The sequence below is a fragment of the Streptomyces sp. NPDC048606 genome (genome assembly GCF_040650855.1).
In the GTDB taxonomy this organism is placed as follows: Bacteria; Actinomycetota; Actinomycetes; order Streptomycetales; family Streptomycetaceae; genus Streptomyces.
In genome coordinates, this window is the sequence record NZ_JBEZIB010000018.1 from 1 (window position 1) to 25,830 (window position 25,830).

At 73.0% G+C, this 25,830-nt stretch carries 28 protein-coding genes; 12 read left to right on the forward strand and 16 right to left on the reverse strand.

Features of this window, described 5'->3' with window-relative positions; translation table 11 throughout:
* The coding region (locus AB0D01_RS20160) for an alpha/beta hydrolase (protein WP_363057055.1) at window positions 1–557 on the reverse strand (557 nt) is incomplete at its 3' end.
* Window positions 558–706: 149 nt separating this feature from the next.
* Entirely contained in the window at window positions 707–1,084 is a 378-nt protein-coding gene (locus tag AB0D01_RS20165; RefSeq protein WP_363057057.1) for a VOC family protein, read from the reverse strand.
* 116 nt (window positions 1,085–1,200) lie between these two features.
* Between AB0D01_RS20165 and AB0D01_RS20170 the strand changes: the two genes are divergently transcribed.
* A complete protein-coding gene (locus AB0D01_RS20170; protein ID WP_363057059.1) occupies window positions 1,201–1,656 on the forward strand; it encodes an Mth938-like domain-containing protein in 456 nt (151 codons plus the stop codon).
* Between the two features lie 37 nt (window positions 1,657–1,693).
* Here the strand turns inward: AB0D01_RS20170 and AB0D01_RS20175 are convergent, their stop codons facing one another.
* From AB0D01_RS20175 to AB0D01_RS20205, 7 genes are all read right to left on the reverse strand, one after another.
* Window positions 1,694–2,911: a cytochrome P450 gene (locus AB0D01_RS20175; RefSeq protein ID WP_363057061.1), complete on the reverse strand. Its 1,218-nt coding sequence runs from the start codon at window positions 2,909–2,911 to the stop codon at window positions 1,694–1,696.
* 79 nt (window positions 2,912–2,990) lie between these two features.
* The gene (locus tag AB0D01_RS20180) at window positions 2,991–3,650 is read right to left on the reverse strand and encodes a response regulator transcription factor (RefSeq protein ID WP_363057063.1); all 660 of its coding nucleotides are present in this window, start codon (window positions 3,648–3,650) and stop codon (window positions 2,991–2,993) included.
* Window positions 3,647–4,969, reverse strand: coding sequence for a histidine kinase (locus tag AB0D01_RS20185; protein WP_363057065.1), 1,323 nt, complete (start codon window positions 4,967–4,969; stop codon window positions 3,647–3,649). The genes AB0D01_RS20180 and AB0D01_RS20185 overlap by 4 nt, the downstream gene beginning before the upstream one ends.
* Window positions 4,970–5,055: 86 nt before the next feature.
* The gene (locus AB0D01_RS20190) at window positions 5,056–5,727 is read right to left on the reverse strand and encodes a response regulator transcription factor (RefSeq protein WP_363057067.1); all 672 of its coding nucleotides are present in this window, start codon (window positions 5,725–5,727) and stop codon (window positions 5,056–5,058) included.
* Window positions 5,724–7,052, reverse strand: coding sequence for a sensor histidine kinase (locus tag AB0D01_RS20195; RefSeq protein ID WP_363057069.1), 1,329 nt, complete (start codon window positions 7,050–7,052; stop codon window positions 5,724–5,726). Before AB0D01_RS20195 ends, AB0D01_RS20190 begins: the two co-directional genes overlap by 4 nt.
* Before the next feature lie 10 nt (window positions 7,053–7,062).
* Window positions 7,063–8,295, reverse strand: coding sequence for an acyltransferase (locus AB0D01_RS20200; RefSeq protein WP_363057071.1), 1,233 nt, complete (start codon window positions 8,293–8,295; stop codon window positions 7,063–7,065).
* Complete coding sequence (locus tag AB0D01_RS20205) at window positions 8,288–9,346, reverse strand: alpha/beta hydrolase (protein WP_363057073.1); 1,059 nt, start codon at window positions 9,344–9,346, stop codon at window positions 8,288–8,290. Before AB0D01_RS20205 ends, AB0D01_RS20200 begins: the two co-directional genes overlap by 8 nt.
* A 197-nt stretch (window positions 9,347–9,543) precedes the next feature.
* Here AB0D01_RS20205 and AB0D01_RS20210 point away from each other — a divergent pair, with 197 nt between their 5' ends.
* Window positions 9,544–10,032: a diadenosine tetraphosphate hydrolase gene (locus AB0D01_RS20210; RefSeq protein WP_363057075.1), complete on the forward strand. Its 489-nt coding sequence runs from the start codon at window positions 9,544–9,546 to the stop codon at window positions 10,030–10,032.
* On the opposite strand, the gene AB0D01_RS20215 is transcribed toward AB0D01_RS20210, so the two are convergent.
* From AB0D01_RS20215 to AB0D01_RS20230, 4 genes are all read right to left on the reverse strand, one after another.
* Window positions 10,033–10,662 (reverse strand): LysE family translocator, encoded by a 630-nt coding sequence (locus tag AB0D01_RS20215; RefSeq protein WP_363057077.1) that lies wholly within the window; start codon window positions 10,660–10,662, stop codon window positions 10,033–10,035.
* A gap of 5 nt (window positions 10,663–10,667) precedes the next feature.
* Window positions 10,668–11,186, reverse strand: coding sequence for a nuclear transport factor 2 family protein (locus AB0D01_RS20220; RefSeq protein ID WP_363057079.1), 519 nt, complete (start codon window positions 11,184–11,186; stop codon window positions 10,668–10,670).
* Between the two features lie 76 nt (window positions 11,187–11,262).
* Window positions 11,263–11,790 carry a MarR family transcriptional regulator gene (locus AB0D01_RS20225; protein WP_363057081.1) on the reverse strand — a complete coding sequence of 176 codons (528 nt, stop codon included), beginning with the start codon at window positions 11,788–11,790 and terminating at the stop codon, window positions 11,263–11,265.
* The gene (locus AB0D01_RS20230; protein ID WP_363057083.1) at window positions 11,783–12,412 is read right to left on the reverse strand and encodes a DJ-1/PfpI family protein; all 630 of its coding nucleotides are present in this window, start codon (window positions 12,410–12,412) and stop codon (window positions 11,783–11,785) included. The genes AB0D01_RS20225 and AB0D01_RS20230 overlap by 8 nt, the downstream gene beginning before the upstream one ends.
* Before the next feature lie 278 nt (window positions 12,413–12,690).
* On the opposite strand from AB0D01_RS20230, the gene AB0D01_RS20235 reads away from it, so the two are divergent.
* The 3 genes from AB0D01_RS20235 to AB0D01_RS20245 all read left to right on the forward strand — a co-directional run bounded on the left by AB0D01_RS20235 (window position 12,691) and on the right by AB0D01_RS20245 (window position 15,615).
* Window positions 12,691–14,043 (forward strand): aspartate aminotransferase family protein, encoded by a 1,353-nt coding sequence (locus AB0D01_RS20235; RefSeq protein ID WP_363057085.1) that lies wholly within the window; start codon window positions 12,691–12,693, stop codon window positions 14,041–14,043.
* Between the two features lie 110 nt (window positions 14,044–14,153).
* Window positions 14,154–14,819, forward strand: coding sequence for a GntR family transcriptional regulator (locus AB0D01_RS20240; protein WP_363057087.1), 666 nt, complete (start codon window positions 14,154–14,156; stop codon window positions 14,817–14,819).
* Window positions 14,820–14,964: 145 nt separating this feature from the next.
* Complete coding sequence (locus AB0D01_RS20245) at window positions 14,965–15,615, forward strand: hypothetical protein (protein WP_363057089.1); 651 nt, start codon at window positions 14,965–14,967, stop codon at window positions 15,613–15,615.
* Between the two features lie 75 nt (window positions 15,616–15,690).
* Here the strand turns inward: AB0D01_RS20245 and AB0D01_RS20250 are convergent, their stop codons facing one another.
* Window positions 15,691–16,422: an SLATT domain-containing protein gene (locus AB0D01_RS20250; RefSeq protein ID WP_363057091.1), complete on the reverse strand. Its 732-nt coding sequence runs from the start codon at window positions 16,420–16,422 to the stop codon at window positions 15,691–15,693.
* A 267-nt stretch (window positions 16,423–16,689) separates the two neighbouring features.
* On the opposite strand from AB0D01_RS20250, the gene AB0D01_RS20255 reads away from it, so the two are divergent.
* The 7 genes from AB0D01_RS20255 (at window position 16,690) to AB0D01_RS20285 (ending at window position 22,967) form a co-directional block, all read left to right on the forward strand.
* Window positions 16,690–17,034: a YbaB/EbfC family nucleoid-associated protein gene (locus tag AB0D01_RS20255; protein WP_363057093.1), complete on the forward strand. Its 345-nt coding sequence runs from the start codon at window positions 16,690–16,692 to the stop codon at window positions 17,032–17,034.
* 84 nt (window positions 17,035–17,118) lie between these two features.
* The gene (gene recR / locus AB0D01_RS20260; protein WP_363057095.1) at window positions 17,119–17,718 is read left to right on the forward strand and encodes a recombination mediator RecR; all 600 of its coding nucleotides are present in this window, start codon (window positions 17,119–17,121) and stop codon (window positions 17,716–17,718) included.
* On the forward strand, window positions 17,711–18,358 hold the full coding sequence (locus AB0D01_RS20265; protein ID WP_363057097.1) for a DUF5063 domain-containing protein: 648 nt from the start codon (window positions 17,711–17,713) through the stop codon (window positions 18,356–18,358). Before recR ends, AB0D01_RS20265 begins: the two co-directional genes overlap by 8 nt.
* Before the next feature lie 146 nt (window positions 18,359–18,504).
* Window positions 18,505–19,779: an aspartate kinase gene (locus AB0D01_RS20270; RefSeq protein WP_363057099.1), complete on the forward strand. Its 1,275-nt coding sequence runs from the start codon at window positions 18,505–18,507 to the stop codon at window positions 19,777–19,779.
* Window positions 19,776–20,852 carry an aspartate-semialdehyde dehydrogenase gene (locus tag AB0D01_RS20275; RefSeq protein ID WP_363057101.1) on the forward strand — a complete coding sequence of 359 codons (1,077 nt, stop codon included), beginning with the start codon at window positions 19,776–19,778 and terminating at the stop codon, window positions 20,850–20,852. Before AB0D01_RS20270 ends, AB0D01_RS20275 begins: the two co-directional genes overlap by 4 nt.
* Before the next feature lie 244 nt (window positions 20,853–21,096).
* Window positions 21,097–21,798, forward strand: coding sequence for a SigE family RNA polymerase sigma factor (locus tag AB0D01_RS20280; protein ID WP_363057368.1), 702 nt, complete (start codon window positions 21,097–21,099; stop codon window positions 21,796–21,798).
* The gene (locus AB0D01_RS20285; RefSeq protein ID WP_363057103.1) at window positions 21,795–22,967 is read left to right on the forward strand and encodes a hypothetical protein; all 1,173 of its coding nucleotides are present in this window, start codon (window positions 21,795–21,797) and stop codon (window positions 22,965–22,967) included. The genes AB0D01_RS20280 and AB0D01_RS20285 overlap by 4 nt, the downstream gene beginning before the upstream one ends.
* Here AB0D01_RS20285 and AB0D01_RS20290 read toward each other — a convergent pair.
* Both AB0D01_RS20290 and AB0D01_RS20295 read right to left on the reverse strand, forming a co-directional pair.
* Window positions 22,945–23,787 carry an SURF1 family protein gene (locus AB0D01_RS20290; protein ID WP_363057105.1) on the reverse strand — a complete coding sequence of 281 codons (843 nt, stop codon included), beginning with the start codon at window positions 23,785–23,787 and terminating at the stop codon, window positions 22,945–22,947. The two genes, AB0D01_RS20285 and AB0D01_RS20290, sit on opposite strands and share 23 nt — an antisense overlap.
* A 99-nt stretch (window positions 23,788–23,886) precedes the next feature.
* A complete protein-coding gene (locus AB0D01_RS20295) occupies window positions 23,887–25,740 on the reverse strand; it encodes a prolyl oligopeptidase family serine peptidase (RefSeq protein ID WP_363057107.1) in 1,854 nt (617 codons plus the stop codon).
* Window positions 25,741–25,830: the final 90 nt, after the last annotated feature.

Consider the following 25,830-nt stretch of genomic DNA (forward strand, 5'->3'; position numbering starts at 1 on the left):
GCACGTGTACCGGTCGTACTCGGTCTTTCGCCCGGTGCGGCGAGAGCGCGTGCCAGGCGTCGCGGGGCAGGCAGGAGTTTGACGACAGGCCCTAGCGGCCGGAGGTCTCGTTCGCGGCGGCCTCGATCAGGTCGGTGACCTGGCCCGGCTGTGAGGCTTCGCGCGCCAAGCCGGCGCGGTAGCCGTCGGAGTCGGGCGCGATGTTCGCGAACGCGGCGGGGGGCAGCTTCTGGGTGATGCCCCCCCGGGCTTTCGTCGGCGTCGGGGGCGAAGGCCGCGACGTAGACGAGGGCCTCGACGTTGGGCAGGTCGCCGGCCTCGGTGATCACCGCGCCGCCGTAGGAGTGGCCGACGAGCACGACGGGGCCGTCGATCTGGCGGACCATCTTGCGGGTGCGTTCGGCGTCGTCGGCGAGCGAGGTCAGCGGGTTCTCTACGGCGTGGAGGTCGCCGAAGCCGCGGCGGTGGAGCTCGGTGACGACCTTGGACCAGTGGGCGGCGCCGCCCCAGAAACCGTGGACCAGGACGATGGCGGGCTTGGTGGACCTGTCGGCCATGGGAGGGCCTTCCTGCGTGGGGGGAGGTGGCGTCCGACTGCTCAGGACTGCTCCGCCCACGTAGGCAGGGCTCCCGCGCCCCCGCGACCGCACTCGCCGGTGCGCCCCTCACATGGGCTCACGCGGGTCCGCGCGGGGCCGGGGCCGGCTCACATCGGTTCGAGGACGGACAGCACGTTGCCCGCGGGGTCCTTGAACCAGGCGATGGTCGGGCCCTCCTCGCCGCCGCGCACGATGCCCTTGTCGTCGGTGTCGAAGCCCGGGTAGCGCTCGAAGCGGACACCGGCCGCGGTCAGGGCGTCCACCGCCCGCTCGACGTCGGGCACGGGGAAGTTGAGGATCGTGAAGCTCGCCGGCACGTGGTCCTCCTTCGGGTACACGAGGACCGTGGTGTCGCCGGCGAGGTGCAGGAAGAGCATGCCGTCGTCGGCGGAGACCCGCAGGCCCAGGGTGTCGCCGTAGAACGCCCGTGCCGCGTCGAGGTCGTCGACCGAGAAGCCGCTGAAAGCCTTGCTGTCCTGGAACATGATCAGTCCTTCGGCGTGACGTGCCGCGTTCCCCCCGCCCCGTGACCCCTTCGTCCATCGTCCCGCCGTGTGGGAAGGGCGTCGACCGGGGGCGGGGCGGCCGGCACGCTGGGGCCATGACCGATCATGAAGCTTCCCCCGGCCCGGGCGCGGACGCCGGCCTCGGTTCCGGCCTCGGCCCCGGCGTGGACCCCGGCCTCGGCCCCGGGCTCCGCTCGCCCCGTGTCACCGCGCTGGAGTGGGGCCTGATGGAGGTCGAGGGGCTCGCCCCGGCCAAGGACTTCGCGCTGTACCCGGGCGGCGGCCGGCCGTGGGACTGGGCCGAGCACGGCACCCGGCACGCGCCCGGGATCCGACCGGGCGACGTACGCGACCTGCTGGAGCGGGGCGCCGAGGTGATCGTCCTCAGCCGCGGCATGGACCTGCGCCTCGGCGTGGCCCCGGAGACCCTGGAGCTCCTCCGGGCGGCCGGGGTGGAGTTCCACGTGGAGGGGACGCGGGAGGCCGTCGCGCTCTACAACGAACTGGCCGGCGCCCGCCGGGTCGGCGGGCTGTTCCACTCCACCTGCTGACGGGACCGCCCCGACCGGCGCGTCCGCCCCGGCAGGCTCAACACTCCACCAGCAGCTCGCGCAGCCCCCGGATGACGTACCCCTCCTGCCACCGCGGTTCCCGCACCAGCCGCAGGGGCGGGAGGTCGGGATCGAGGAGGGCGGCGAAGGAGGAGGCCAGCTCCAGGCGGGCCAGCGGGGCGCCCAGGCAGTAGTGGATCCCGGCGCCGAAGCCGACGTGCGGGTTGTCGGCGCGCGTGAGGTTCAGGACGTCCGGGTTCGTGAAACGGGCCGGGTCCCTGTTCGCGGAACCGAACAAGAGTGCGAGTTCGGCTCCGCGCGGGATGACCGTGTCGCCGATGCGGACGTCGTCGAGCACCCAGCGCTCGAACATCTGGAGCGGAGTGTCGTAACGCAGAAGTTCATCCACAGCTGTGGACAACTTTTCGGGTTCCCGCACCCCCGGGTGCGCGCGCAGGGCCGCGAGCTGCTCCGGATTGCGGAACAGGGCCCACCAGCCGTTCACCGTCGTGTTGACGGTCGCCTCGTGCCCGGCGTTCAACAGCAGGACGCAGGTGGAGATCATTTCCTGCTCGCTGAGCCGGCCCTCCTCATCGTGGGCGGCGATCAAGCCGGAGATCAAATCGGACCCGGGGTGCGCCCGACGCTCCTCGATCAGGGCCCGCAGGTACGCGCTGAACTCCACGCTCGCCACCACCGCCCGCCGGGCCGTCTCCGGGTTCGGACGCAACTCGAACATCCCGCAGATGTCCGCCGACCAGGGCCGCAACAACGGTCGGTCCGATTCCGGCACGCCCAGCAACTCCGCGATGACCGCCACCGGCAGCGGCTCGGCCACCGCCGTCAGCAGGTCGCCGCCGCCCTCCGCCCGCAGACCGGCCGCGAGTTCGCGCGCGAGCCGGTCCACGGCCGGCGCGAGCCGCTCCACCATCCGCGGGGTGAAGGCCTTCGACACCAGCCGACGCACCCGCGCGTGCGCGGGATCCTCCAGGTCCAACAGACCGTTGTCGTTGAGCACGTGGAAGGGCTCGTGCTCCGGCGGCGGGGCCTGCCGCCCGAACTCCTCGTGCGTGAAGCGGTGCAGATAGGTCCGCCCCAGCCGACGGTCCCGCAGCAGGGCGCTGACATCGGCGTGGTGCGGAACCAACCACTGCCCTGTCGCCTCCGCCCACACCACCCGCCCCCGCTCCCGCAACTCCCGATAGGCCGGATACGGATCGGCGACGAACGCCGCGTCCCAAGGATCAAAGCGCATCCCCCGACCTTAGGCCGCGTCCCGGTGGCATCCCGTGGAGCGGCGGTGGACGCCGGCGGGTGGCGGCGGATGGCAGGGCCTACTGCGGGATCACCAACCGCGTCTCGTAGGCGTACACGGCCGCCTGCGTACGGTCCCGCAGGCCCAGCTTGACCAGGATCCGGCTCACATGGGTCTTGATCGTGGACTCGGCGACCACCAGCCGGTCCGCTATCTCCGCGTTCGACAGGCCCTGCGCGATCAGGACCAGCACCTCCGTCTCCCGCTCCGTCAACTCGGTCACCCCCGCCGGATCCGCGAGTCTCGGGGCCTGCGACAGCTTCGAGAACTCGACGATCAGACGCTTCGTCACCGAAGGGGCCAACAATGCCTCCCCGGACGCCACCACCCGCACCCCGTCGGCCAACTGACGGGCCGAGGCGTCCTTCAACAGGAACCCCGACGCCCCCGCCCGCAGGGCCTGGTACACGTACTCGTCGAGGTCGAAGGTCGTCAGGACCAGCACCTTCGCGTCCGAGTCACCCGCCACGATCTGCCGGGTCGCCTCCAGGCCGTTCATCTCCGGCATCCGGATGTCCATCAGCACCACGTCCGGCCGGAGGGCGGCGACCCGGTCGAGGGCCTGCCGGCCGTCGACGGCCTCGCCGACGACCTCGATCCCCTCCATCGCGTTCAGCAGGACCGAGAAGCCCTCACGGACCATCATCTGATCGTCGACGATCAACACCCTGATCGTCATACCGACCCCTCGTCCCCCTTCACAAGGCCCCTCACCGGGAGGAACACGGACACCTCGTAGCCGCCGGCGTCCGTCGCCTCGGCCGTCATCTCGCCCTCCAGCATCGCCACCCGCTCCCGCATCCCCGTGATCCCGTGTCCCGCGCCCGGCGAGGGCGGCACGTCACCGACCGCCGGACCGTTGACGACCCGTATCCCCAGACCACCCAGCACGTACGACACCTCGACCCCGGCCGGCGCGCCCGGCGCGTGCCGCAGGCTGTTGCTCAGCGCCTCCTGGATGATCCGGTACGCCGACAGCTCCACGCCCTGCGGCAGCTCCCGCACCGCGCCCGTGACCGTCTTGTCCACGCTCAGGCCGGCCTCCCGCACATTGGTCAGCAGCCCGTCCAACGAGGCCAGCGTCGGCTGTGGGGCGTCGGGCGCCTCGTAGTCCGCCGAGCGGACCACACCCAGCACCCGCCGCAGCTCCGTCAGCGCCGCCACCGCGTTCTCCCGGATGGTCAGGAACGCCGCCTCCAGCTCCGGCGGCGGGTTCTTCACCCGATACGGAGCCGCCTCGGCCTGGATCGCCACCACCGACATGTGGTGCGCGACCACGTCGTGCAACTCCCGCGCGATCGTCGTCCGCTCCTCCAGCAGCGTCCGCCGGTCCCGCTCGAAGGCCGTCACCACCTGCTGGGCACTCACCTCCGCCCGCGCCTCCCGACGGGTGTTGCGCACCGTCACCACCAGCAGGGACACACCGGAGAAGAAGGCCATCGTGGCCGACCCGAGCCCCTGGCCGAGCATCAGCGGCAGCGTGACCCCGTACAACACCGTGATGAGCCACATCCAGCCCGCCGCCCGCGGCCGCAGCCGCAGGGCCACGAAGGTCACGACGGCCAGGTGGCCGAGGAACGTGCTGGGCGACCAGGGCCAGATCAGACTGCGGTCCACGAACAGCGACAGCACCGTGGTCACGGCCAGCATCGACCAGAACGCCCCCACGGGCCGCACCAGGGTCATCAGCACCGGAGCCGCCGCGAGCACCCCCATGATCGCGTATTCCAGGGGCGGCCCGGAGAAGGTGCTCTGCGCGGTGGCGAGACAGGCCACCAGGAAGGCCGTCACGGCGACGAACGCGTGCGGAAGGTAGACGGCCTTGGGCCGTATCCACCGGGGCAGCCTGCGGATCAGCGGCCCGTCCACGCGCAACGGGGCCAACGGGCGGTAGGCGAAGGCGTCGTCGACGAGGTCGGCCCGCAGGCGCTGCATCAGGCCCGACGCCAGCCGCAATTCCGGTGGTCGGGGGCTCGCCCCGGTGGTCGTCTGGTTCATACCCAAACCGTAGGTCGAGGCCCTCGTCGTCCGCGTCGGCGGTATTGGGGAGATTTCGAGGTCCCCCTCAAGGACTACGCGGGTGATCAGTAGCCCGTGGGACGGACCAGCCCCGTCTCGTAGGCGAACACCGCCGCCTGGGTGCGGTCCCGCAGCCCCAACTTCACCAGGATCCGCCCCACGTGCGTCTTCACGGTCTGCTCGGCCACGATCAGGTGCCGGGCGATCTCCATGTTGGACAACCCCTGGGCGATCAACGACAGCACCTCCGTCTCCCGCTCCGTCAGCTCGTCGATCCGCGCCTTCGAGGGCGCGCGCGGCGCCCCCATCCGCGAGAACTCGGTGATCAGCCGCTTCGTGATGTTCGGCGACAGCAGGGCCTCACCGGCGGCCACGACGCGTACCGCCTCCGCCAGCTGGTCCGCGGAGGCGTCCTTCAGCAGGAAGCCCGAGGCACCGGCCCGCAGCGCCTCGTACACGTACTCGTCCAGGTCGAAGGTGGTCAGCACCAGCACCTTCACCTCCGACCCGGGGAGGGCGGTGATGTGGGAGGTCGCCTCGATGCCGCCCATGCCGGGCATGCGGATGTCCATCAGGACCACGTCCGGCGCGAGGACGGAGACCTTCTCCACCGCGTCCGCCCCGTCCACGGCCTGCCCGACCACCTCGATGTCGGGCTGGGCGTTCAGCAGGACGGTGAATCCCTGCCGGACCATCATCTGGTCGTCGGCGATCATCACCTTGATCGGAGCACTCATACGTCCTTCTTCGTCTCGGTACGGGAACCGTCGGGCGGGTCCATCGGCAGTACGGCGCTCACCTCGTACCCGCCACCGGGGCGGTGACCGGTCGCCAGTTCGCCCCCCAGCATGCCCGCACGCTCGCGCATGCCGAGCAGCCCGTGCCCCGCTCCGGGCGTGGGGGGCACCGGCAGCGTCGGGGCGGTGTTGGCGACGCACAGGTGCAGCTCGCGCGGCCCGTACGCGATGCCCACCTCCACCCGCGACCCCGGCGCGTGCCGCAGGCAGTTGCTCAGCGCCTCCTGCACGATCCGGTAGGCGGTCAGCTCGGTACCCGGGGCCAGGGGCCGGCGGTCGCCCGAGATCTCGGTGGTCACCGACAGTCCCGCACCGCGCACGTTGTCCACGAGCCCCTCCAGCTCGGCGAGCGTGGGCTGTGGATGGTGGGGATGGTCCGGTCCGGCCGCCCCCGCGGAGTGCTCGGAACGCAGCACCCCCAACACCCGCCGCAGCTCCGTCAACGCCTCCAGGGCGTTCTCCCGGATGCCCGCCAGGTTCTCCTTCAGCTCCTCGGAGGGGTTCTCCACCAGGTGCGGGGCCACCTGCGCCTGGATGGAGATCACCGACATGTGGTGGGCGACGATGTCGTGCAGCTCGCGGGCGATGCGGCTGCGCTCCTCCAGCAGGGTGCGCCGGGCCCGCTCCTCCTCGGTCAGGGTCTCCTGGACGACGAGTTGGCCGCGGGTGAGGCGCACCGCGCGCAGCGCGTACCCGAGGAGTCCGGTGAAGCCGAAGAGGAGGCCGGCGGTGAAGAACGAGGTGGCGCTCCGCTCCGGTCGGGCGAGGATCTCGGCCAGGCCGGTCAGGCCCATGGTGATCCCCACGGCCGTGATGGTCACCCGGGCCGGCACCCGCAGGGCCAGCAGCAGGATCAGAGGGGCGAAGGCGACGAAACCGCCGGGCATCCACGGCCAGGTCTGTCCCGGACCCACGTTCTCGTGGATCACCGCGGCGGTGACGGCCGCCCCCAGCAGGCCCAGCCACCAGGCGGCCACCGGTCGGAACATGGCCAGCACGATCGAGGCACCGGTGAGGACCGCGATCACCAGCGGGACCTCACCGCCCACGTCGTAGTGCTCGCTGAACTGCAGGTTGGTCATGAAGCCGAAGAAGACGGCCGCGTAGACCACCAGGACGTGGGGCAGGCGGGCCAGCCGGCGGGGCCGCGACATGCGGGGGAGCGGGTCCCGTCGCAGCGTGAGCAGTTCGCGCAGCACGGCGCCGGCGCCGGAGGCGATCGGGTTCGGGTTCGCTTCGGTCAGGGGCGGGCGCGGCTCGGTCACACGGGTCAGCCTAAGCACGGCTCACCTCTGGCTTTCCGGCCGTGGGGACGGGGAGGGAAGCATGCGGCCCACGCGGGGCCGGGACCTGCGCGCCCACCACGATCCGCGAGGAACGACGGCCACGGGCACGGGGATTCTCCTGGGTGTGGAAGGCGGACCAGCAGACGGCGAGGGCCGCGGCGAACACGGGCAGCCACAGCAGCCGGGACAGGATCCAGCCCGCCGAGTCCGGTGCGGTGTGCAGTCCGGGCAGGCCCCCGCCGAACAGCAGTCCCACGGCGGTGACGGCCATCATCGCGGTCTGGTGCCAGAGGAAGACGGTCATCGCGGACAGGTTCAACAGGGCCACCTTCGCCCAGGTGCGGGGCCGGCGCATCGCCCGGGCCAGCGGTGCGCGGACCGCCAGGGCCAGCGCGCACTGGGCCAGACCGAAGCAGACGGCGGCCAGGGTCGGCGGGTTGAGATTGGAGACCGCCGCGCCGGGAACACCGACCATCGACGCCGGGTACCCGCCCCACACGATCAGCGCGGCGGTCGCGACCACCCCGCCGACGAGCAGGAGCAGCACCGGCCGGCGGCTCCCGAAGGCGCCCCGGGACCAGGCGGCGCCCAGCGCGTAGGGGACGAGCCAACCGGCGGCGACGTTGACCCAGCCGATCCACTCGGGGCCCGCGAAGCCGAAGCGCCACACATCGACCCCGGCGACCACGGCCACCGCCCACAGCGGGTTCAGCCGGGCGACGAGCGGGGTCGCGGCCGTGAGCGCCGCGAACACCAGCAGGAACCACAACGGAGACCACACCAGCCTGAGCAGGGTCCGGACGGTGTCGAACGAGGCACCGCCGAGCAGCAGGCCCCCCGCCACGACCGCCCACAGCGCGACCACGGCCGCGACCGGGCGGAACAGCCGCCCGAGCCGCTGCCCCACCCACGCCCCGTACGAGACCCCGCGCGCCCGCGCCGCCCCGTACCCGCGGGTGGCGACGTACCCGCCGACCAGGAAGAACACGGCGAGGGTCTGGAACACCCAGGAGACCGGGGCCAACCAGGGCATCCGGGCCAGCGGGCTCGCCCCCTGGAGGGCGCCGTCGACCTCGGTGAGCGCGGTCACCAGCCAGTGGCCCAACACCACCCCGAGGATCGCGAGGGCCCGCAGGGCGTCCAGGGTGCGGTCCCGGTGTGCGGGGGTGGCACTCTCGACGCGGTCGGCGAGGGCGGACCAGCAGGCGCGGAGCTCACGCACGGGAGGCCTCCGGGGTGGTGCCGAGGACGATGCGGGCCAGGCTGTCGAGGGACGTGGTGCCCGGCTTCAGGTAGTCGCTGTGGCCGGCGTCGGCGGCGTCGAACACGCGGGCCCCGAAGGCCGGGTCCACGGGATCGGTGGCGAAGCCGATCCCGCCGAGCCGCAGGTGCGGGACGCCGCCGATCCAGTCGCCGCCGCCCCGGCCGGCCCACACCCGGGCCCGGGTCGCCAGCTCGGAGACCCGCTCGGCGCCCGTGCCCGGGCTGCCGAACAGGGCCATGTCGCTGACCCGCTCGGGCGTCGGCGTACGGGCGCAGACCACGGATCCGTACGAGTGGCACAGCAGCGACAACCGGGCGTCGGCACGGGTCAACCCCTGGAGACCGGTCAGGAACGGGCCCAGTTCGCGGGCCGCGCGGTCGGCGCGGGCCGCCGTCAGGACGGTGGTGCTGACGGTGCCGGGCGTGTCGTACCCCAGCCAGGCGACGACGGCGGAGCGCGGGTGCTCGGCCCGCAGCCGCTCCTGGAGGGAGGCCGCGCCGGCGCGGAAGCGCCCGTAGGTGTCCAGCGAGGTGTCCGAGCCGGGTATCAGCACCGCGATCCGGTCGGCGGTGTCCAGATCGCCGAACACCTCGACGGCCCGGCCCCCGCCCCGCCCGTCGAAGGCAAGGAACCGCGCGGGCGCCCCGCCCGGCCCCTGCCCGGCGCGGGCCATCTCCCTGAGCCTCTCGGCGCGGCCGGCGCGGCCCGCGTCGCGCGCCATCCGTTCCGCCTCGCCGAGGTTGGCCAGGTTGGCCGCGTAACGGCTCGGCGCGTCGGCGGATGCGGCGAGGACGGCCGGCGCGGGCGCGGGCACCCGGGGGGACGCGGCGGCCGAGACGGGAACGACGACGGCCGCCGCCACCAGAGCGGCCAACAGACCCCGGACCGTGCGCCCGTGACGCCCCGTGCCGATGCGGGTGGTGCTCCGCCCGGTGGTCGTGCCCGTGCCGGCGCCTGTGTCGGCGACCGCGCCGGTGCCGGTGTCGATGGGGCTGCTCGTGCTGGTCATGGCCGGGTCCCTCTCCCTCGTCCTCGGTCCCGGGCGGTCGAGCACCCGATCCGACAACGAAGTTAGGAAGTGGCCCCCCTCGTCGGCGTCCCGCTGCGGAGCGGCCTTCGTGAATGGCTCTCAGGTATGACACCCGCTACCTGAGAGCCGGCCGACCAACCCCCCGCCACACTCCGTCGGTCCGTTAGGGTCCCGGGATGAACGCGACCGACTGGAGAAACGACCGCATAGGCAGCGCGCACCGCGGGCTCAACCCCACCGTCCTGCGCCGCCTCGACGCGGGATTCGCCGCCATCGGGGACCGCCAGTTCCTGCCCGGCTACACCGTCCTGCTGACCGACGACCCGGCCGTGACCCGGCTCTCGGACCTCCCGCCGGCCCGTCGGATCGCCTACCTCACCGACCTGGAGCGCCTCGCCGAGGCCGTCGAGCGGGCCTGCGCGCGCCTCGACCCGGCCTTCCGCCGCGTCAACATCGAGATCCTCGGCAACACCGACCCGTACCTCCACGCCCACATCTGGCCCCGCTACGACTGGGAGCCCGCCGACCTCGTCCGGATGCCGGTCTGGCTCTACGAGGACGAGGAGTGCTGGCGCGGCGAACGGCACGCGCTCGCCCCCCGCCACGACGGCCTGCGCGCGGCCATCGCGGAGGAGTTGGACCGGCTCCTCGCCGACCGGACCTAGCTAGGCCGTGGACGAGGCCACGCGCACCCCGAAGCCGATCAGCACGACGCCCGTCACCCGGTCCATCGCCCGGCGGACGCGCGGCCGCGCGAAGAACCGCCGGGCGCGCGTCAGGACGTAGACGTACGTGCCCAGCCAGGCCAGTGTCAGCAGGACGTGGACCAGGACGAGCACGGCCATGCCCGCCGCCGGGGACAGTCCCGGCGGCGCGAGGGTCGGCAGCAGGCCGGTGTAGAACACGGCGATCTTCGGGTTGAGGGCGTTGCTGACCAGACCGGTCCGCCATCCGCTGCCCCCGCCCCCGTCCCCGTCCCCGGAGCGGCTCCGCGCGGAGGGCTCCGCCGGCGCGCCCGGTCGGCGCAGGGACTGGATCCCGAGGAAGCACAGGTACGCCGCGCCGGCCAGCTTCACCGCCGTGTACACCTCGGCGGAGGCGGCGAGCAGGGCCGCGAGCCCGGCCACGGTCAGGGCGCCCCAGAGCAGCAGGCCGCCCGCGATGCCGGCGACGGTGCGCAGCCCGTCGCCGCGTCCGCGCGAGACGGCGCGGCGGGTCACGACGGCCATGTCGGGCCCGGGTACGAGGGTCAGGAGGGCCAGGACACCGGTCGCCGCGAGGAGTTGGGTGAGCACGCGGCTCAGTCTGCCACCAGGGGTTCGACGTAGCCCGCCCGCCAGCGCGGGGCGGGGTCCTGGCCGGGGCTGGTCCAGTACTCCCGGCCGCCGACTATCTCGCCGTCGCGCACGGTCCACAGGGAAAGACCCCGGTAGACGACGTGTTCCTCGGGTATCTCCACCTCGGAGACGACGAGGTCGCCGTCGGCGAGGATCCGCAGGACCTCGACCGATCCTCCGGCCGTCCGATCCTCGGGGCCGGGCCCCGCGCCCGGCCCCGGCCCCGCGCCCGCGCCCGGCCCCGGCCCCGCGCCCGGCCCCGGCCCCGGCCCCGCGCCCGGACCGGGCCCCGGACCCGTGCCCGGGGCGCGGGCCTCGCCCTCGTCGCTCAGGACGGCGATGAAATTGGCCCTGCCGACGATGCGTTCACCGCTGACCGGCCATTCGATGACCGCGTCCTCGGCGACGAGCCCGGCCACGCCGTCCCAGTCGCGTGCCTCGATCCGCTCCCACAGTTGTGCCACTACCTTCAACGGCTCCATGTGCCGCAGTGTGCGACGGGGCCGTTTCGCGCAACAAGCTTTGCTTGCAGGCTTATTGACTTCGACACATTCCGGTTCAGGGCGTCGGTTCCCCACCGGGGGCCTCGATGGCGTCGAGGGCCGCCGACAACCGTTCCAGAGTGTGGACGGTCTGCGCGAACGCCGCCTCGCCGAGCTCCTCCGCCAGGCGCGCGGCCAGCGCCGCGTGGCCCGGGTGCACGCGGGCGATGGCCGCCCGGCCCGCCTCCGTCGGGCGCAGGAGCTTCGCGCGCCGGTGGGCCGGGTTCGGGACGTACTCGGCGAGCCCCTTGGCCGCCAGCAGGTCCGCGACGCGCTGCACGCTCTGGCGGGTGATGCCCATCGAGCGGGCGATGCCCGCCACCGGCAGCGGTTCGCGCAGTACGGCGCCGAGCACCTGCCACCAGGCCGCCGTCAGGCCGGCCGGCCGGGCCAGTTCCTCCGAGATCGCGAGGAACCGGCCGTTGAGGTGGAACACCCCGAGCGCGGTACGGCTGAGGAGGTCCTGCCGGGCCCGTACGGAGAGCCCTTCCCCGGTGAGCCCTTCCCCGGAAAGCCCTTCCCCCGCCGGGAGCGGGTCAGGCATCGCCGGCCTCCGCCGCCGCCATCAGCACCGGGAACGCGCTCGCGTCCGAGTCGTGGAACAGCCGGTACCAGGCGTCCAGCACGTCCGGCTTGTAGACGCCGAGTCGGGCGAAGACCTCCCGGGCGAAGGCCACCGGCTCGGTCGGGCCCGCCGTGATCAGGTCGCCCGCGGTGACCGCGTCGGCCTCCACGTACCGCTCGGCGCCCCCGTATCCGGGCTGGCCGGCGAGGTAGAAGGAGGCTCCGCTGGTGTGCGGGCGGTCGTCGAGCAGGCCGGCGCGGGCGAGTCCGGCGGTGGCTCCGCAGATCGCCGCCACCGGCACTCCGGCCGCCAGGAACTCGCGGGCCTTCTCCGCGAAGGGGGCGAGGTCGTCGCCGGTGTCCCAGAGCGCGGCGCCGGTCAGGATCAGCAGCGAGGAGTCCTCGGGGCGCAGGTCGGCGAGCGCCAGGTCGGGCAGGACGCGGACGCCGCCCATGGTGGTGACCGGCCGGTCGGCGTCGCCGGCGACCGTGCGGACCTCGTAGCCGCGCTGGGTGAGGTGGGCGGTGGTGTGGCCGGTCTCCCAGTCCGCGTAGGTGTCGTAGACGGCGAGGTGGACGGGCCGGTGCGGGGTCGCGCTCATGAAGATCGCCTCCGTGAAGCCGAGATGTCGAGGTGTCGAGGTGCTGATGGGTCCCGATGGGTCCCGTGGGTCCGGTGGGACCGACGGTGGAACGGTCGAACGGTGTTCCTGCGAGCCGGCGGGGCTTCGTACCCGCCCCCTGTTCATGACAGTAGCCTGTCATTACGGCAGCATGCTGTCAACCACCTTCCTCGCGCGACAGACTGCCGAGGGTGGCCCCCCACCCCCATACAGTCCGCCGATACCCCTCCCCACCTGCGCACTTCTAGCGTGGCCGCATGACCCCTCATGTCACCGGCGCGACCGTCAAGGCCGCCGACCGCGCTCACGTCTTCCACTCGTGGTCCGCCCAGGCCCTGATCGACCCCCTGGCCGTCGCCGGGGCCGAGGGCTCGTACTTCTGGGACTACGACGGGAACCGCTTCCTCGACTTCTCCTCCCAGCTGGTCAACACCAACATCGGTCACCAGCACCCCAAGGTCGTCGCCGCGATCCAGGAGCAGGCCGGCAGGCTCTGCACGCTCGCGCCCGGCTTCGCCGTGGACGTCCGCTCCGAGGCCGCACGCCTCATCGCGGAGCGCACCCCCGGGAACCTCGACAAGATCTTCTTCACCAACGGCGGCGCCGAGGCCGTGGAGAACGCCGTCCGGATGGCCCGTCTGCACACGGGCCGCCAGAAGGTCCTCTCCACCTACCGCTCCTACCACGGGGCCACCGCCGCCGCGATCAACCTGACCGGCGACCCGCGCCGCTGGCCCTCGGACACCGCCTCCGCCGGCGTCGTGCACTTCTGGGGCCCGTTCCTGTACCGCTCGCCGTTCCACGCGACGACCGAGGCCGAGGAGTGCGAGCGCGCGCTGGCGCACCTCGCCGACACCATCGCCTTCGAGGGCCCGCAGTCCATCGCCGCGATCATCCTGGAGACCGTCCCCGGCACCGCCGGGATCATGGTCCCGCCGGCCGGCTACCTGGCGGGCGTGCGCGAGCTGTGCGACCGCCACGGCATCGTCTTCATCCTGGACGAGGTCATGTCGGGCTTCGGCCGCACCGGCCGGTGGTTCGCCGCCGAGCACTGGGACGTCACCCCCGACCTGCTCACCTTCGCCAAGGGCGTCAACAGCGGCTACGTGCCGCTCGGCGGCGTGGCGATCTCCGGCGCCATCGCCGAGACCTTCGCCCGCCGCCCCTACCCGGGCGGCCTCACCTACTCCGGGCACCCCCTGGCCTGCGCCGCCGCCGTCGCCACGATCGACGCGATGGAGGAGGAGGGCGTCGTCGAGAACGCCGACCGCCTCGGGCGGGACGTGATCGGCCCCGAGCTGCGCGCGATGGCCGAGCGCCACCCGTCCGTCGGCGAGGTGCGCGGCCTCGGCGCCTTCTGGGCCGTGGAACTCGTACGCGACAAGGCGACGCGCGAGCCGCTCGTGCCGTACAACGCCGCCGGCGCGGACAACGCGCCGATGGCCGAGTTCGCCGCCGCCTGCAAGGCCTCCGGGCTGTGGCCGTTCGTCAACATGAACCGGACCCACGTCGTCCCCGCCTGCACGACCACCGACACGGAGGCCAAGGAGGGCCTCGCGCTCCTCGACGAGGCGCTCACGGTCGCCGACCGCCACACCACCGGCGGCTGATCGTCCGTATAACGGTTGGTACATCCGCATAACGACCACGAACCGATCGGTTTCGGCCGCGTTGCCTGGCCTAAGGTGTCCGAAGATCTACGGAGGAGAGACGGACCCCTATGCCAGGCAGCGGAGGTGTCACGCGCAACACGCTGCGCCAGCAGATCGCGGACGCGCTGCGCGACGAGGTGCTCGCGGGCCGTCTGCCGCCGGGGACCGAGTTCACGGTCAAGCAGATCGCCGAGCAGTACGAGGTCTCCGCGACCCCGGTGCGCGAGGCGCTGGTCGACCTCTCCGCACAGGGGTTGCTGGAGTCGGTGCAGCACCGGGGCTTCCGGGTCCGCGTCTACTCCGTCGACGACTTCCGGAGCATGATCGAGGCGCGCACGCTGATCCTCGACGGGATCTTCCGCCGGCTCGTCGAGCGCGGGGTCTCGCCCGAGGCCGGCGAGCGGCTGGTGTCCGTACGCCGTCGCGCGGAGGAGGCGCGGCGGGCGGCGAGCAGCGGTTCGCTCGAAGTGCTGATCGGCTACGACCTGAGGTTCTGGCGGGAACTGAGCGGGCTGGTCGGGAACACGTACATATCGGAGTTCCTCCACCGGATCCGGGTGCAGTGCTGGGTGTTCTCCGTGCCGCACCTGCAGGGGGCCGGCGAGCTGCGCGAGGCCCTGTGGGACGGACACAACGAGCTGGTGGACGCCGTGACGCGGGCCGACGCCGACGAGGTGCGGCGCATCGTGCGCGCCTACAACCAGCACGGGCTGGACTGGGCCGAAGGCCTCTGAACGGGCGTCGCGCCCGGCGCCCCGCGGGTCACCCCGCGCGTCACACCGCGTGCCGGTCCCGGCCGGGGTTCTGCGCACCCCTTCGCGGAGCGTGTCCGGCACACTACGCTGGCGGAATCGGCGGCAACGACTGATCGGAGCCCGCGTGGCCTGTGACCTGTGGCTGGTCCCCCTTGTCGACGTGCTGTGCCACAGCCCCGACAACCCCTTCGCGGAAGAGATCGCCTCGTACGACAAGGCACTGGGCGAGGCGGGTCTGCCGTCGGTGCCCGTGTTCGCCTACATGCCGGGCCTGAGCGGGGACGTGGCCCCGGTGGCCGGATTCGACTACGACGCCCTGCACTTCCTGCGCAGGGCCTACCTCCTCCAGATCTGCGGGCTGCCGGTGACACCGGTGGACGAGCTGGGCGGGGACTACGAGCAGCTGCTGGAGATGTTCGAGTCGACGGCGCAGCAGTCGCACCTGGTGTGGCACTACGACCACGCGGGGGCGTACGTGCCCGTGGACTTCCCCGTGCCCCTGGCGAACGAGGAGCTCCTCGCCGGCGGCGGCCCGCTGGGGTCGGCCCAGGGGCTGCTGCGGGAGTTGGCCGTGGTGGCTCCGGCGATCGGGATAGACCCCGGGAACCCGCCGGCCGCGCCCGCGCCGCCGGGCGGGCCGACGTCGCTGGAGGAGCCCGCGGGGCCGATCCCGTACGACGAGAGCCCCTTCGCGCGGGAGCGGCACGTGTGGCTCGGGCTGCACGCGGCGGCGACCCGGTGCCTCGGCCAGGGGTCGATGATCATCTTCAGCTGACCGGTGCGCGGGTCCGCGTACGGCGTTCCGGTCGGGGGCGGTGCCGGCGCGGCGCGGGCGCCGGCCGCCCCCGCCTCAGCGGGGCTGTTCCGGGGGACGCTGGCGGGGCATGTTCGGGCGGGTGCCGGGCGGCAGCGGGAACCGGGCCGGCGGGACGTGGGCGTCCGGCCGGGCCGGGGCGGCGGTCAGGGACTGCATCACGAGCGGCGCCGGACCCGCGCGGAACTCGACCATCCAGTCGGCCGTCTCGGAGCGCACCAGCTCCGTGACGTCCTCCGAGAACCGGCGCAGCACCGTCAGGCAGCGCTCGGCGGCCTCGCTCGCGGTGCCCTCGGTGGGGCCGAGCACCTCACGGACGTTCTCCGAGGCCCAGTCGAACTGGAGCGTCTGGAGCCGGCGCTGCACCGCCTGGGCGGTGGCGACGTCCCGCATCCAGCCCGAGGTCAGGCCGAAGAACCGGTCGCAGGCCAGGCAGGCCGCCGCCAGCAGCAGCGACAGGTACCCGTACGAGGCCGCGCCCGGGGCCGACCCGGTCAGCTCCAGCAGCGGCATCGCGGCGCCCGTGACGGCCCCCACGGCCGCGCCCGCGCGCAGCGCCCGCGCGCCCCGACGCTTCCACGCCCGGTCGGACAGGTACCACTCGGCGGTGCGCAGCGCATCGGCCTCCACCCGCCGGTAGAGCTCGTCGAGCCGCTCCGCGGGCTCGCCCCAGTCCCCGAGGGGGAACGGCCGGCCGGTCAGGTCGCCGGCGCCGTCCTCCGCGGGGTCCCGGGGTGGCCCCTCGGGCTGCATCTCCGGCTGACTCACCCGGCACTCCCTATTGCCTGCGCTGACGTGTGGTGGTGCGCGTGTGCGCAATGGTGCGCATGCTCTTCCTACCTTCGAATGACACGCGATGGACAACGAATCCCGTGTTTTCCGCCCGCAAGGAGGTCTCCATCAGGCCCGCGCACGCCCTGGCACTCACTCGAAAGAGTTGGTCCTCCCGGCGTAGGGCGCGGCGCCCGGGGAGCACGTAGGCTCGGATTGACCAAGCGTTCCCGAAGGTCGTTTCGAAGCATGGAGTGAGTACCTGTGATTTCCGGTGGTGGCCAGCCCAACATGCAGCAGCTGCTCCAGCAGGCCCAGAAGATGCAGCAGGACCTCGCGACGGCTCAGGAGGAGCTGGCGAGGACCGAGGTCGAGGGCCAGTCCGGCGGCGGTCTGGTCAAGGCGACGGTGACCGGTTCCGGCGAGCTGCGGGCCCTGGTCATCGACCCGAAGGCCGTGGACCCGGAGGACACCGAGACCCTGGCCGACCTGATCGTCGCGGCGGTCCAGGCGGCCAACGAGAACGCCCAGGCGCTCCAGGAGCAGAAGATGGGCCCCCTGGCCCAGGCGCTGGGCGGCGGCAGCGGCATTCCCGGCCTGCCGTTCTAGCCGTACCCTTCCGTTCCGTTCCGTTTCCCGGCCCCGCAGAACCCGACCCAGACCCCGAACCCGAACCCGAAAGAAGGCAGTCCGTTGTACGAAGGCGTGGTCCAGGACCTGATCGACGAACTGGGCAGGCTGCCCGGCGTCGGGCCCAAGAGCGCGCAGCGGATCGCCTTCCACATCCTGCAGGCCGAGCCCACGGACGTCCGTCGCCTCGCGCACGCGCTGCTGGAGGTCAAGGACAAGGTCCGGTTCTGCGCGGTCTGCGGGAACGTGGCGCAGGAGGAGCGGTGCGGCATCTGCCGTGATCCGCGCCGCGACACCACCGTCATCTGCGTGGTGGAGGAGCCCAAGGACGTCGTCGCGATCGAGCGGACGCGCGAGTTCCGGGGCAAGTACCACGTCCTCGGCGGCGCGATCAGCCCGATCGAGGGCGTCGGGCCGGACGACCTGCGCATCCGCGAGCTGCTGGCGCGCCTCGCGGACGGTACGGTCACCGAGCTGATCCTGGCGACCGACCCGAACCTGGAGGGCGAGGCGACCGCCACCTACCTCGCCCGCATGATCAAGCCCATGGGCCTCAAGGTCACCCGCCTGGCCAGCGGGCTCCCCGTCGGGGGAGATCTGGAGTACGCGGACGAGGTCACGCTCGGGCGGGCCTTTGAAGGAAGGCGACTTCTCGATGTCTGACGCACAGCTGCACGCCCTCGGCCTCGACCCGGACGACTTCGCCGCCTCGATCGCGGACCAGATCGAGTCGTTCATCGTGGCCGTCACCGAGGTGGCCAAGGGCGAGGACCCGGACAGTTCCGTGCCCTTCCTCCTGCTGGAGGTCTCCCAGCTGTTGCTGGCTGGTGGCCGGCTGGGCGCGTACCAGGACGTCCTGCCCGAGGAGCGCTACGAGCCCGACCTCGGTCCGGAGCCGGACGTGGACGACCTGCGCGAGCGGTTCGCGATCATGCTGGAGCCGGTCGACGTCTACTCCGAGGTCTTCGACCCCTACGAGCCGCGCAAGGCGCCGGTGGCGCACCGGATCTCCGACGACCTGGCCGACATCGTCGCGGACCTGCGGCACGGCCTCATCCACCACCAGGCGGGCCGGATCACCGAGGCGCTGTGGTGGTGGCAGTTCTCCTACTTCACGAACTGGGGTCCGACGGCCTCCGCGACGCTGCGCGCCCTCCAGTCGCTGATCGCGCACGTCCGGCTGGACCAGCCGTTGGCGGCCCTGGACGGCCTGGACACGGACGAGGACATGACCGAGGACGACCTCGCCGAGCAGGCCGGGCAGGTCATGGCGCAGGAGCTTGGCGGCCTCGGACGCAGGTGAGGGGCGGGTGCGGTGCCCGGGGGACCCCCGGGCGCGGCAACCGATTCCCTGATCATTTCGTCTCATGATGTGGTACGAAGCGGTCGGATCGCGACCGCTCGTTAGACTGCACCAGCAAATTGAGACGGACCGAGCGAGGAGCGCACGTGGGCCTTGTCGTGCAGAAGTACGGAGGCTCCTCCGTAGCCGATGCCGAGGGCATCAAGCGCGTCGCCAAGCGGATCGTGGATGCCAAGAAGAACGGCCACCAGGTGGTCGTCGTGGTTTCCGCGATGGGCGACACGACGGACGAGTTGATCGATCTCGCCGAGCAGGTATCCCCGATGCCTGCCGGGCGCGAATTCGACATGCTGCTGACCGCCGGAGAGCGGATCTCCATGGCCCTGTTGGCCATGGCGATCAAAAACCTGGGCCACGAGGCCCAGTCGTTCACCGGTAGCCAGGCGGGTGTGATCACCGACTCGGTCCACAACAAAGCGCGCATCATCGATGTGACGCCGGGCCGTATCCGCACCGCGCTGGACGAGGGCAACATCGCCATCGTCGCCGGCTTCCAGGGCGTGTCCGCGGATTCCAAGGACATCACCACCCTCGGCCGCGGCGGCTCGGACACCACCGCCGTGGCGCTGGCCGCGGCGCTGGACGCCGAGGTCTGCGAGATCTACACCGACGTCGACGGCGTCTTCACCGCGGACCCCCGCGTCGTGAAGAAGGCCAAGAAGATCGACTGGATCTCCTCCGAGGACATGCTGGAGCTCGCGGCCTCCGGCTCCAAGGTGCTGCTGCACCGCTGCGTCGAGTACGCGCGCCGCTACAACATCCCGATCCACGTCCGTTCGTCCTTCTCCGGACTGCCGGGCACCTGGGTCAGCAACGAGAATCCGCAAGGGGACGCGCAGGTGGAGCACGCCATCATCTCCGGAGTCGCTCACGACGTCTCCGAAGCCAAGATCACGGTCGTCGGTGTCCCGGACAAGCCGGGCGAGGCCGCGGCGATCTTCCGCGCCATCGCGGACGCCGAGATCAACATCGACATGATCGTCCAGAACGTCTCGGCGGCCTCCACGGGTCTGACGGACATCTCCTTCACCCTCCCCAAGGCCGAGGGCCACAAGGCCATCGACGCCCTGGAGAAGGCCAAGGCGCAGATCGGCTTCGAGTCGCTGCGCTACGACGACCAGATCGGCAAGATCTCCCTGGTCGGCGCGGGCATGAAGACGAACCCGGGCGTCACCGCCTCCTTCTTCCAGGCGCTGTCCGACGCGGGCGTGAACATCGAGCTGATCTCCACCTCGGAGATCCGCATCTCGGTCGTCACCCGCCAGGACGACGTCAACGAGGCCGTCCGCGCCGTGCACACGGCCTTCGGCCTGGACTCCGACAGCGACGAGGCCGTCGTCTACGGAGGCACCGGACGATGACCGCCGACCGGTCCGCCCCGGCTCCGGCGCTCGCCGTGGTCGGGGCGACCGGGGCCGTCGGGTCCGTACTGCTCCAGATCCTGTCCCAGCGGGCGGACGTCTGGGGCGACATACGCCTGATCGCCTCCCCGCGCTCGGCCGGCCGCGTGCTGGCCGTGCGCGGCGAGGAGACCGAGGTGCTCGCCCTCACCGAGGACGCCTTCGACGGCCTCGGGGCGGGCGACGTGGTCGTCTTCCTGACCCCTGCCGAGGTGTCGGCGCACTGGGCCCCCGCCGTCACCGCGCGCGGGGCCGTCGTCGTGGACCAGTCCGCCGCCTTCCGGGAGGACCCCGAGGTGCCCCTGGTGGTGCCCGAGGTGAACGCCGGCGCCGTACGGGAGCGGCCGCGCGGGATCGTCGCCGGGCCGGACTGCGTGACCGCCGCGATGATCGCCGCCGTGGGCGCGCTGCACGCGGAGTACGGGCTGACCGAGCTGGTCGTCTCCTCGTACCAGGCCGCGGGCGCCGCGGGCCGGGCCGGCTCCGAGGCGCTGCGCCGGCAGCTGTCGCTGGTCGCCGGGAGCGCGCTCGGGGAGCAGCCGGGCGACGTGCGCCGGGCCGTGGGCGAGGACACCGGGCCGTTCGCGGCTCCGCTCGCGCTGAACGTGGTGCCCTGGTCCGGTGAGCTGCGCGAGGGCGGATGGTCCTCGCACGAGCTGGCCGTACGGGCGCAGACGCGGCGGATCCTGGACCTTCCCTCGCTGCCCGTCTCCGTGACCTGCGTACAGGTGCCCGTGGTGATCGGGCATTCCCTGACCGTGCGGGCCCGTTTCGGGCGGGACGTGGACGCGGGGCACGCCCGGGAGGTCCTGGAGGCGGCGCCCGGCGTGGTCCTCGTGGACGATCCGGCGGCCGGGGAGTTCCCCACGCCCGTGGACGCGGCCGGCACGGACCCGGCGTGGGTGGGGCGGCTGCGGGGATCGCTGGACGACGCGCGGGCCCTGGAATTCTTCGTGTGCGCGGACAATCTACGCAAGGGTGCCGCTTTGAATGCCTCGCAGATCTCGGAACTGATCGCGGGTGAATTCGCTTAATTCGCTTTGTAGGATCTCTCCTGATCCCTTGATCAAGGTGATGGCCCGACTGCCGCCTGGATAAATGGGGCAATCGGGAAGAGCGGGTACGCATGAAGGCAATGGGGAAATTGCTGGTTACTCTGCCCCGCGCGTACAACCCTGACCGGGGGACGCGTGTCCAACGGGCGTGGCAGAGGCACTGTTGGACCAAGTCGTACCGTCGGCGCGCGTCGGGATCCTTCCCCCGCGCCGCCGACCCCTTCTGCCCGGCGGCGGCTTCCCTGTGATCGTTCCCGTTCCGCCGACCGCCCACATGGCGCCGCCCGTCGCCCCCCTCCCGGTCGGCCGGGTGCCCTCTCCGCGCGACGGGGCCGACGCCGCGATACCGGAGGCCGTGGCGGCCCCCGCCGCGGACCCCTCGACCGCGGTGGACGTCGAGGCCGGCGGGGCCGACAGGGCCGTCGTCGCCGGGACCACCGTCGACCACCTGACCGAGACCTACCGGGCCCACTACCGGTCCCTGCTCGGTCTGGCCGCGCTCCTCCTCGACGACACGGCCTCCTGCGAGGACGTGGTCCAGGAGGCCTTCATCCGCGTCCACTCGGCCCGCAACCGGGTCCGCGACCGCGACAAGACCCTGGCGTACCTGCGCCAGACCGTCGTCAACCTCTCCCGTTCCGCGCTGCGCCGCCGCATCCTCGGCCTCAAGCTGCTGTCGAAGCCGATGCCGGACATGGCCAGCGCGGAGGAGGGCGCGTACGACCAACTGGAACGCGACGACCTGATCAAGGCGATGCGCGGACTCCAGCGGCGCCAGCGCGAGGTGCTGGTGCTGCGCTACTTCGCCGACATGACGGAGGCCCAGGTGGCCGAGACGCTCGGCATCTCGCTCGGTTCGGTCAAGGCGTACGGTTCGCGGGGCATCGCCGCCCTGCGGGTCGCGATGGAGGCCGCACAGTCATGAGGGACGACCACACCACCCCGCCCGCCGGCATCCCGGCCCCCACCCCCGGCGACGAGCAGGCGCTGCGCAGCCTGCTGACCGGGGCCGTGGAGGGCCTGCGACCCGCCGACGGCGCCCTGGAACGGCTGCGCCACGCGGTGCCCGCCCGCCGGGCCCGCAAGCGCCGGGCCCTCGTCGGAGCGACCGCGGCGGCCCTGCTGGTCGGTACGGGGATCCCCACGGCGCTGCACCTGAGCGCCGAGCACGGAGCCACCGCCGACCACTCCACGATGGCCGGACACGGCACCGCCCAGGGCGGCCGGACCGGCGGCCCCTCCGACCCGCAGCAGTACGGCGCCGGCGGCGCGGCGCAGCCGGGTCCCACCCCCTCCGCGCAGCCGGTGCAGGAGGTCGGCGGCACGACCGGCCGGCCGACCCCCGGCGCGAGCGGCTCCCCCTCCGGCGCTGCCTCGGCCGGCCCCGCCGACGGCACGGCCACCGCGGGCGCCACGGGCGGAACGGGGGGCGCCGGGTCGGGACCCCGGCCGCCGTTCGCGGCCGCGCCGGGACTGCCCGAGTGCACCGCCGGCCAGCTGGGGGTGGCGGGCAGCACCCGCGCGCCCGAGGCCGACGGCAGGGTCTACGGCAGCTTCAAGGTCACCAACGTCTCCGCCAAGGGGTGCAGGGTCACGGGCCCGGACACCGTGACGGCCGTCTCGGTGCCCGCCGGTCCGCCCCCCGCGCCGGCGGCCTCCGGGATCACCGTGGCGGGTCACACGGCCGGCGATCCGGCGACCGGGCTGCTGCCCGACCCGTCGTCCGAGGCCCCGACCCTCTTCCTCCAGCCGAACACCGGCTACGAGGTGCGCTTCGCCTGGGTGCCGCCCGCGCAGTCCTGCGCGACGGGGGCGTCCGCGCAGCCCTCCGCCAAGCCCCAGCAGGGCGAGACGGGGCGTACGGAGCAGGCGCCGGCCCAGCCTCCCGCGACGGGCGCGACGGAGGACGGGCAGGCGGGGGTCCCGGCGAAGGACGAGGGCGCGGCCAAGTCGCCCGAGCCGGTCGCCGCGGTGGAGGTGTCCCACACCCCCGGTACGCCGGTGGCGGGCGCCCCCGTCACGCAGGCCACCATCCCGGCGGCCTGCGGCGGCACCCTCTACCGGACGGGGCTCATCGCGCCGGCGGTGCCGTAGCGGGGGCGGGAGCGGCGCCGTCGGGGTCGCTCCCGGCGGTACCGGCGTCGGCACCCGCGGCGTCGGTGGTGGCCAGCAGCCCGGCCTCCGCGTCCCGCAGGGTCTCCACCTCGCGGCGGTAGAGCCGGAACCACATGAAGAGCACGAAGACGACGAAGACGAACCACTCGCCGGTGTAGCCGAGGTTCTGGAAGGCCTTCAGGTCCAGCCCGGTGTTGTTCGGGGCCTTCGCCGGCACCGGGGTCATCCCGTCGGCCGGGCTCTGCACCGTCAGCCACGCGTCGTAGAGCGGGTCCTGCACCAGGTTGACCAGCGTGGCCGCCCCGATCACCCCGAGCTGCCCCTCGGGCAGCCCGCCCTGCGCGTGCACGCCCTTGGTGCCCGAGTTCTCCGAGGCCTGGAGGGCGCCCGTCACCTCGACCCGGCCGGTCGGCGGGGCCGGGGCCTTCGCCGGATCGGCCTGACCGGGCAGCCAGCCCCGGACCACGGGAACGGTCTTCCCGGAATCGGTGCGCAACAGGGTCAGGACGTAGAAGCCGGGGGCGCCGTCGAGGGTCCGTTCGGGCACCAGCAGCTGCCGGCCGTACTCACCGGCCGTCGAGGCCAGGCGGCCCGAGGTCTCGGTGTCCACCGGGAGCAGCGAGTCCAGCGGCTCGGCCGCCCGGTCGGCGGGCCGCTCCGCGGTCGCCTCCCGGTGGCTGCCGACGCGGTCCTCGAACCGGCCGAGCTGCCAGGTCCCCATGAACAGGCAGAAGGGGATGGAGAGCGCGACGAAGACGTTGATCCCCCACCAGCGCGGGGTCAGGAGAAACCGGTGCACGCCACCAACGGTACGGGGGACCCCGACCGGACCCCGCTCCGGGGCGGACCCGAACCCCTCCGGGCGGCGTGCGCCCGGAGGGGGTGGAGCGGCCCGAGGTCAGCGCGGCAGGTGCTTCAGGGCGAACTCCAGGTCCATGCGGACCTGCTTGATGCGCTCCTCCACGACGAGCGAACCGTGCCCGGCGTCGTAGCGGTACACCTCGTGGACCGCGCCGCGCGCCGCGAGCCGGTCCACGTAGTTGTCGATCTGGCGGATCGGGCAGCGAGGGTCGTTGACGCCCGCCGCGATGTGCAGGGGCGCCTTCACCGCGTCGACGTACGTCAGCGGCGAGGAGGCCTCGAAGCGGTCGGGGACCTCCTCGGGCGTCCCGCCGAACAGGGTCCGGTCGAGGGCCTTCAGCGCCTCCATCTCGTCGTGGTACGCCGTCACGTAGTCCGCGACCGGTACGGCGGCCAGCCCCACGGCCCACGCGTCGGGCTGCGTGCCGAGGCCCAGCAGCGTCAGGTAGCCGCCCCAGGAGCCGCCCGACAGCACCAGGCGCGCCGGGTCCGCGAGCCCCTCGGCGACCGCCCACTCCCGGACGGCGGCGATGTCCTCCAGCTCGATCAGCCCCACCCGGTGCTTGAGGGCGTCCGTCCAGGCGCGGCCGTAGCCCGTCGAGCCCCGGTAGTTGACCCGCACCACGGCGAAGCCGTGGTCCAGCCAGGCCGCCGGGGTGGCGAGGAAGGAGTCGCTGTCGTGCCAGGTGGGGCCGCCGTGGATCTCGAAGATCGTGGGGAAGGGGCCGTCGCCGTGCCCGACCGGGCGCTGCGCCAGCGCGTGGACGCGCCCGCCGGGGCCCTCCACCCACACGTCCTCCACCGGCACCGAGCCCGGCGGCCGGAAGCCGGGCGGGTCCAGGACCACACCGCCCGCGGTGGAGCGTACGGTGGCCGGCTCGGCCGCCGAGGACCACTGGTACTCCACCGTCCCGTCGGGGCGGGCCGTCGCGCCCGACACCGTCCCCGGCGGCGTGTCCACGCGCACGAGCTCCCGCGCGCTCAGGTCGTAGCGCCACAGCTCGCCGCGGGCCTCGAAGCTGTGCGCGATGAGCAGCGCGGACCCGTCCGGGTACCACTCGGCGCTCACGTCGCCGGGCAGGTCGATCGCCAGGTCCTCCTGGGTGCCGGTGGCCACGTCCCACACCAGCGGCTCCCAGCGGCCCCGCCGCTGGTGTCCGATGAGCAGCCGGGTGTCGCCGGCGACCGGGGCGAAGCCGAGGACCTCCAGTCCCAGTTCCTCGGTGCCGCCGCGGGAGTCGTCCAGCTCGGCGACGGTGGCGCCGTCGAGGGTGATCACGCGCAGCGCCGAGTGCATGGCGTCGCCGTGCTCGGTGTGCTCGATGGCGAGCAGGGTCCCGTCGTGGGAGAGGTCCCCGACGCCGGCCGACTCGCGGTGGCGGTAGACGACCGAGGGGGCGCTGCCGTCGGGGCGTACGACGTGGATGGTGGAGCCGTCGTCGTCCGTGGAGCGGCCCACGACCGCCGTGCCGTCGCGGCCGATGGCCAGACCGGCGGAGTAGGAGGGCTCCAGGCCGGGGGTGGCGGGCTCGTCGGGGCCGCCCGCGAAGGGCTGGCGGACCCAGGTACCGAACTCGTCGCCGTCGGTGTCGGAGAACCACCAGATCCACTCGCCGTCGGGGGAGAGGGCGCCGTCGGTGGTGCCGTTGGGGCGGTCGGTGGCCTGCCGCTGGGATCCGGTGGCGCGGTCCCAGGCGTAGAGCTCGTAGGTGCCGGTCGCGTTCGAGACGAAGAGCGAGCGGTCCGGGGCGTCCTCCGCCCAGTCGGGCAGGCTGACGCGCGGCGCCCTGAACCGCTTCTCCCAGTCGGGCATTCCCGGGCCGGCCGCGCCGTCCGTCTCGCCGTTGGTCGCGCCGGGGGTCAGATCGCTGTCGCTGGTCATGCCCTCCATTCTTGCCGGACGGGCGGCGCCGACGCGCCGAGATGCCGACGGGGCCGAACGGGCGCAAGGTGGTGTGCGTACGCCGACCGTTTCCGGAGA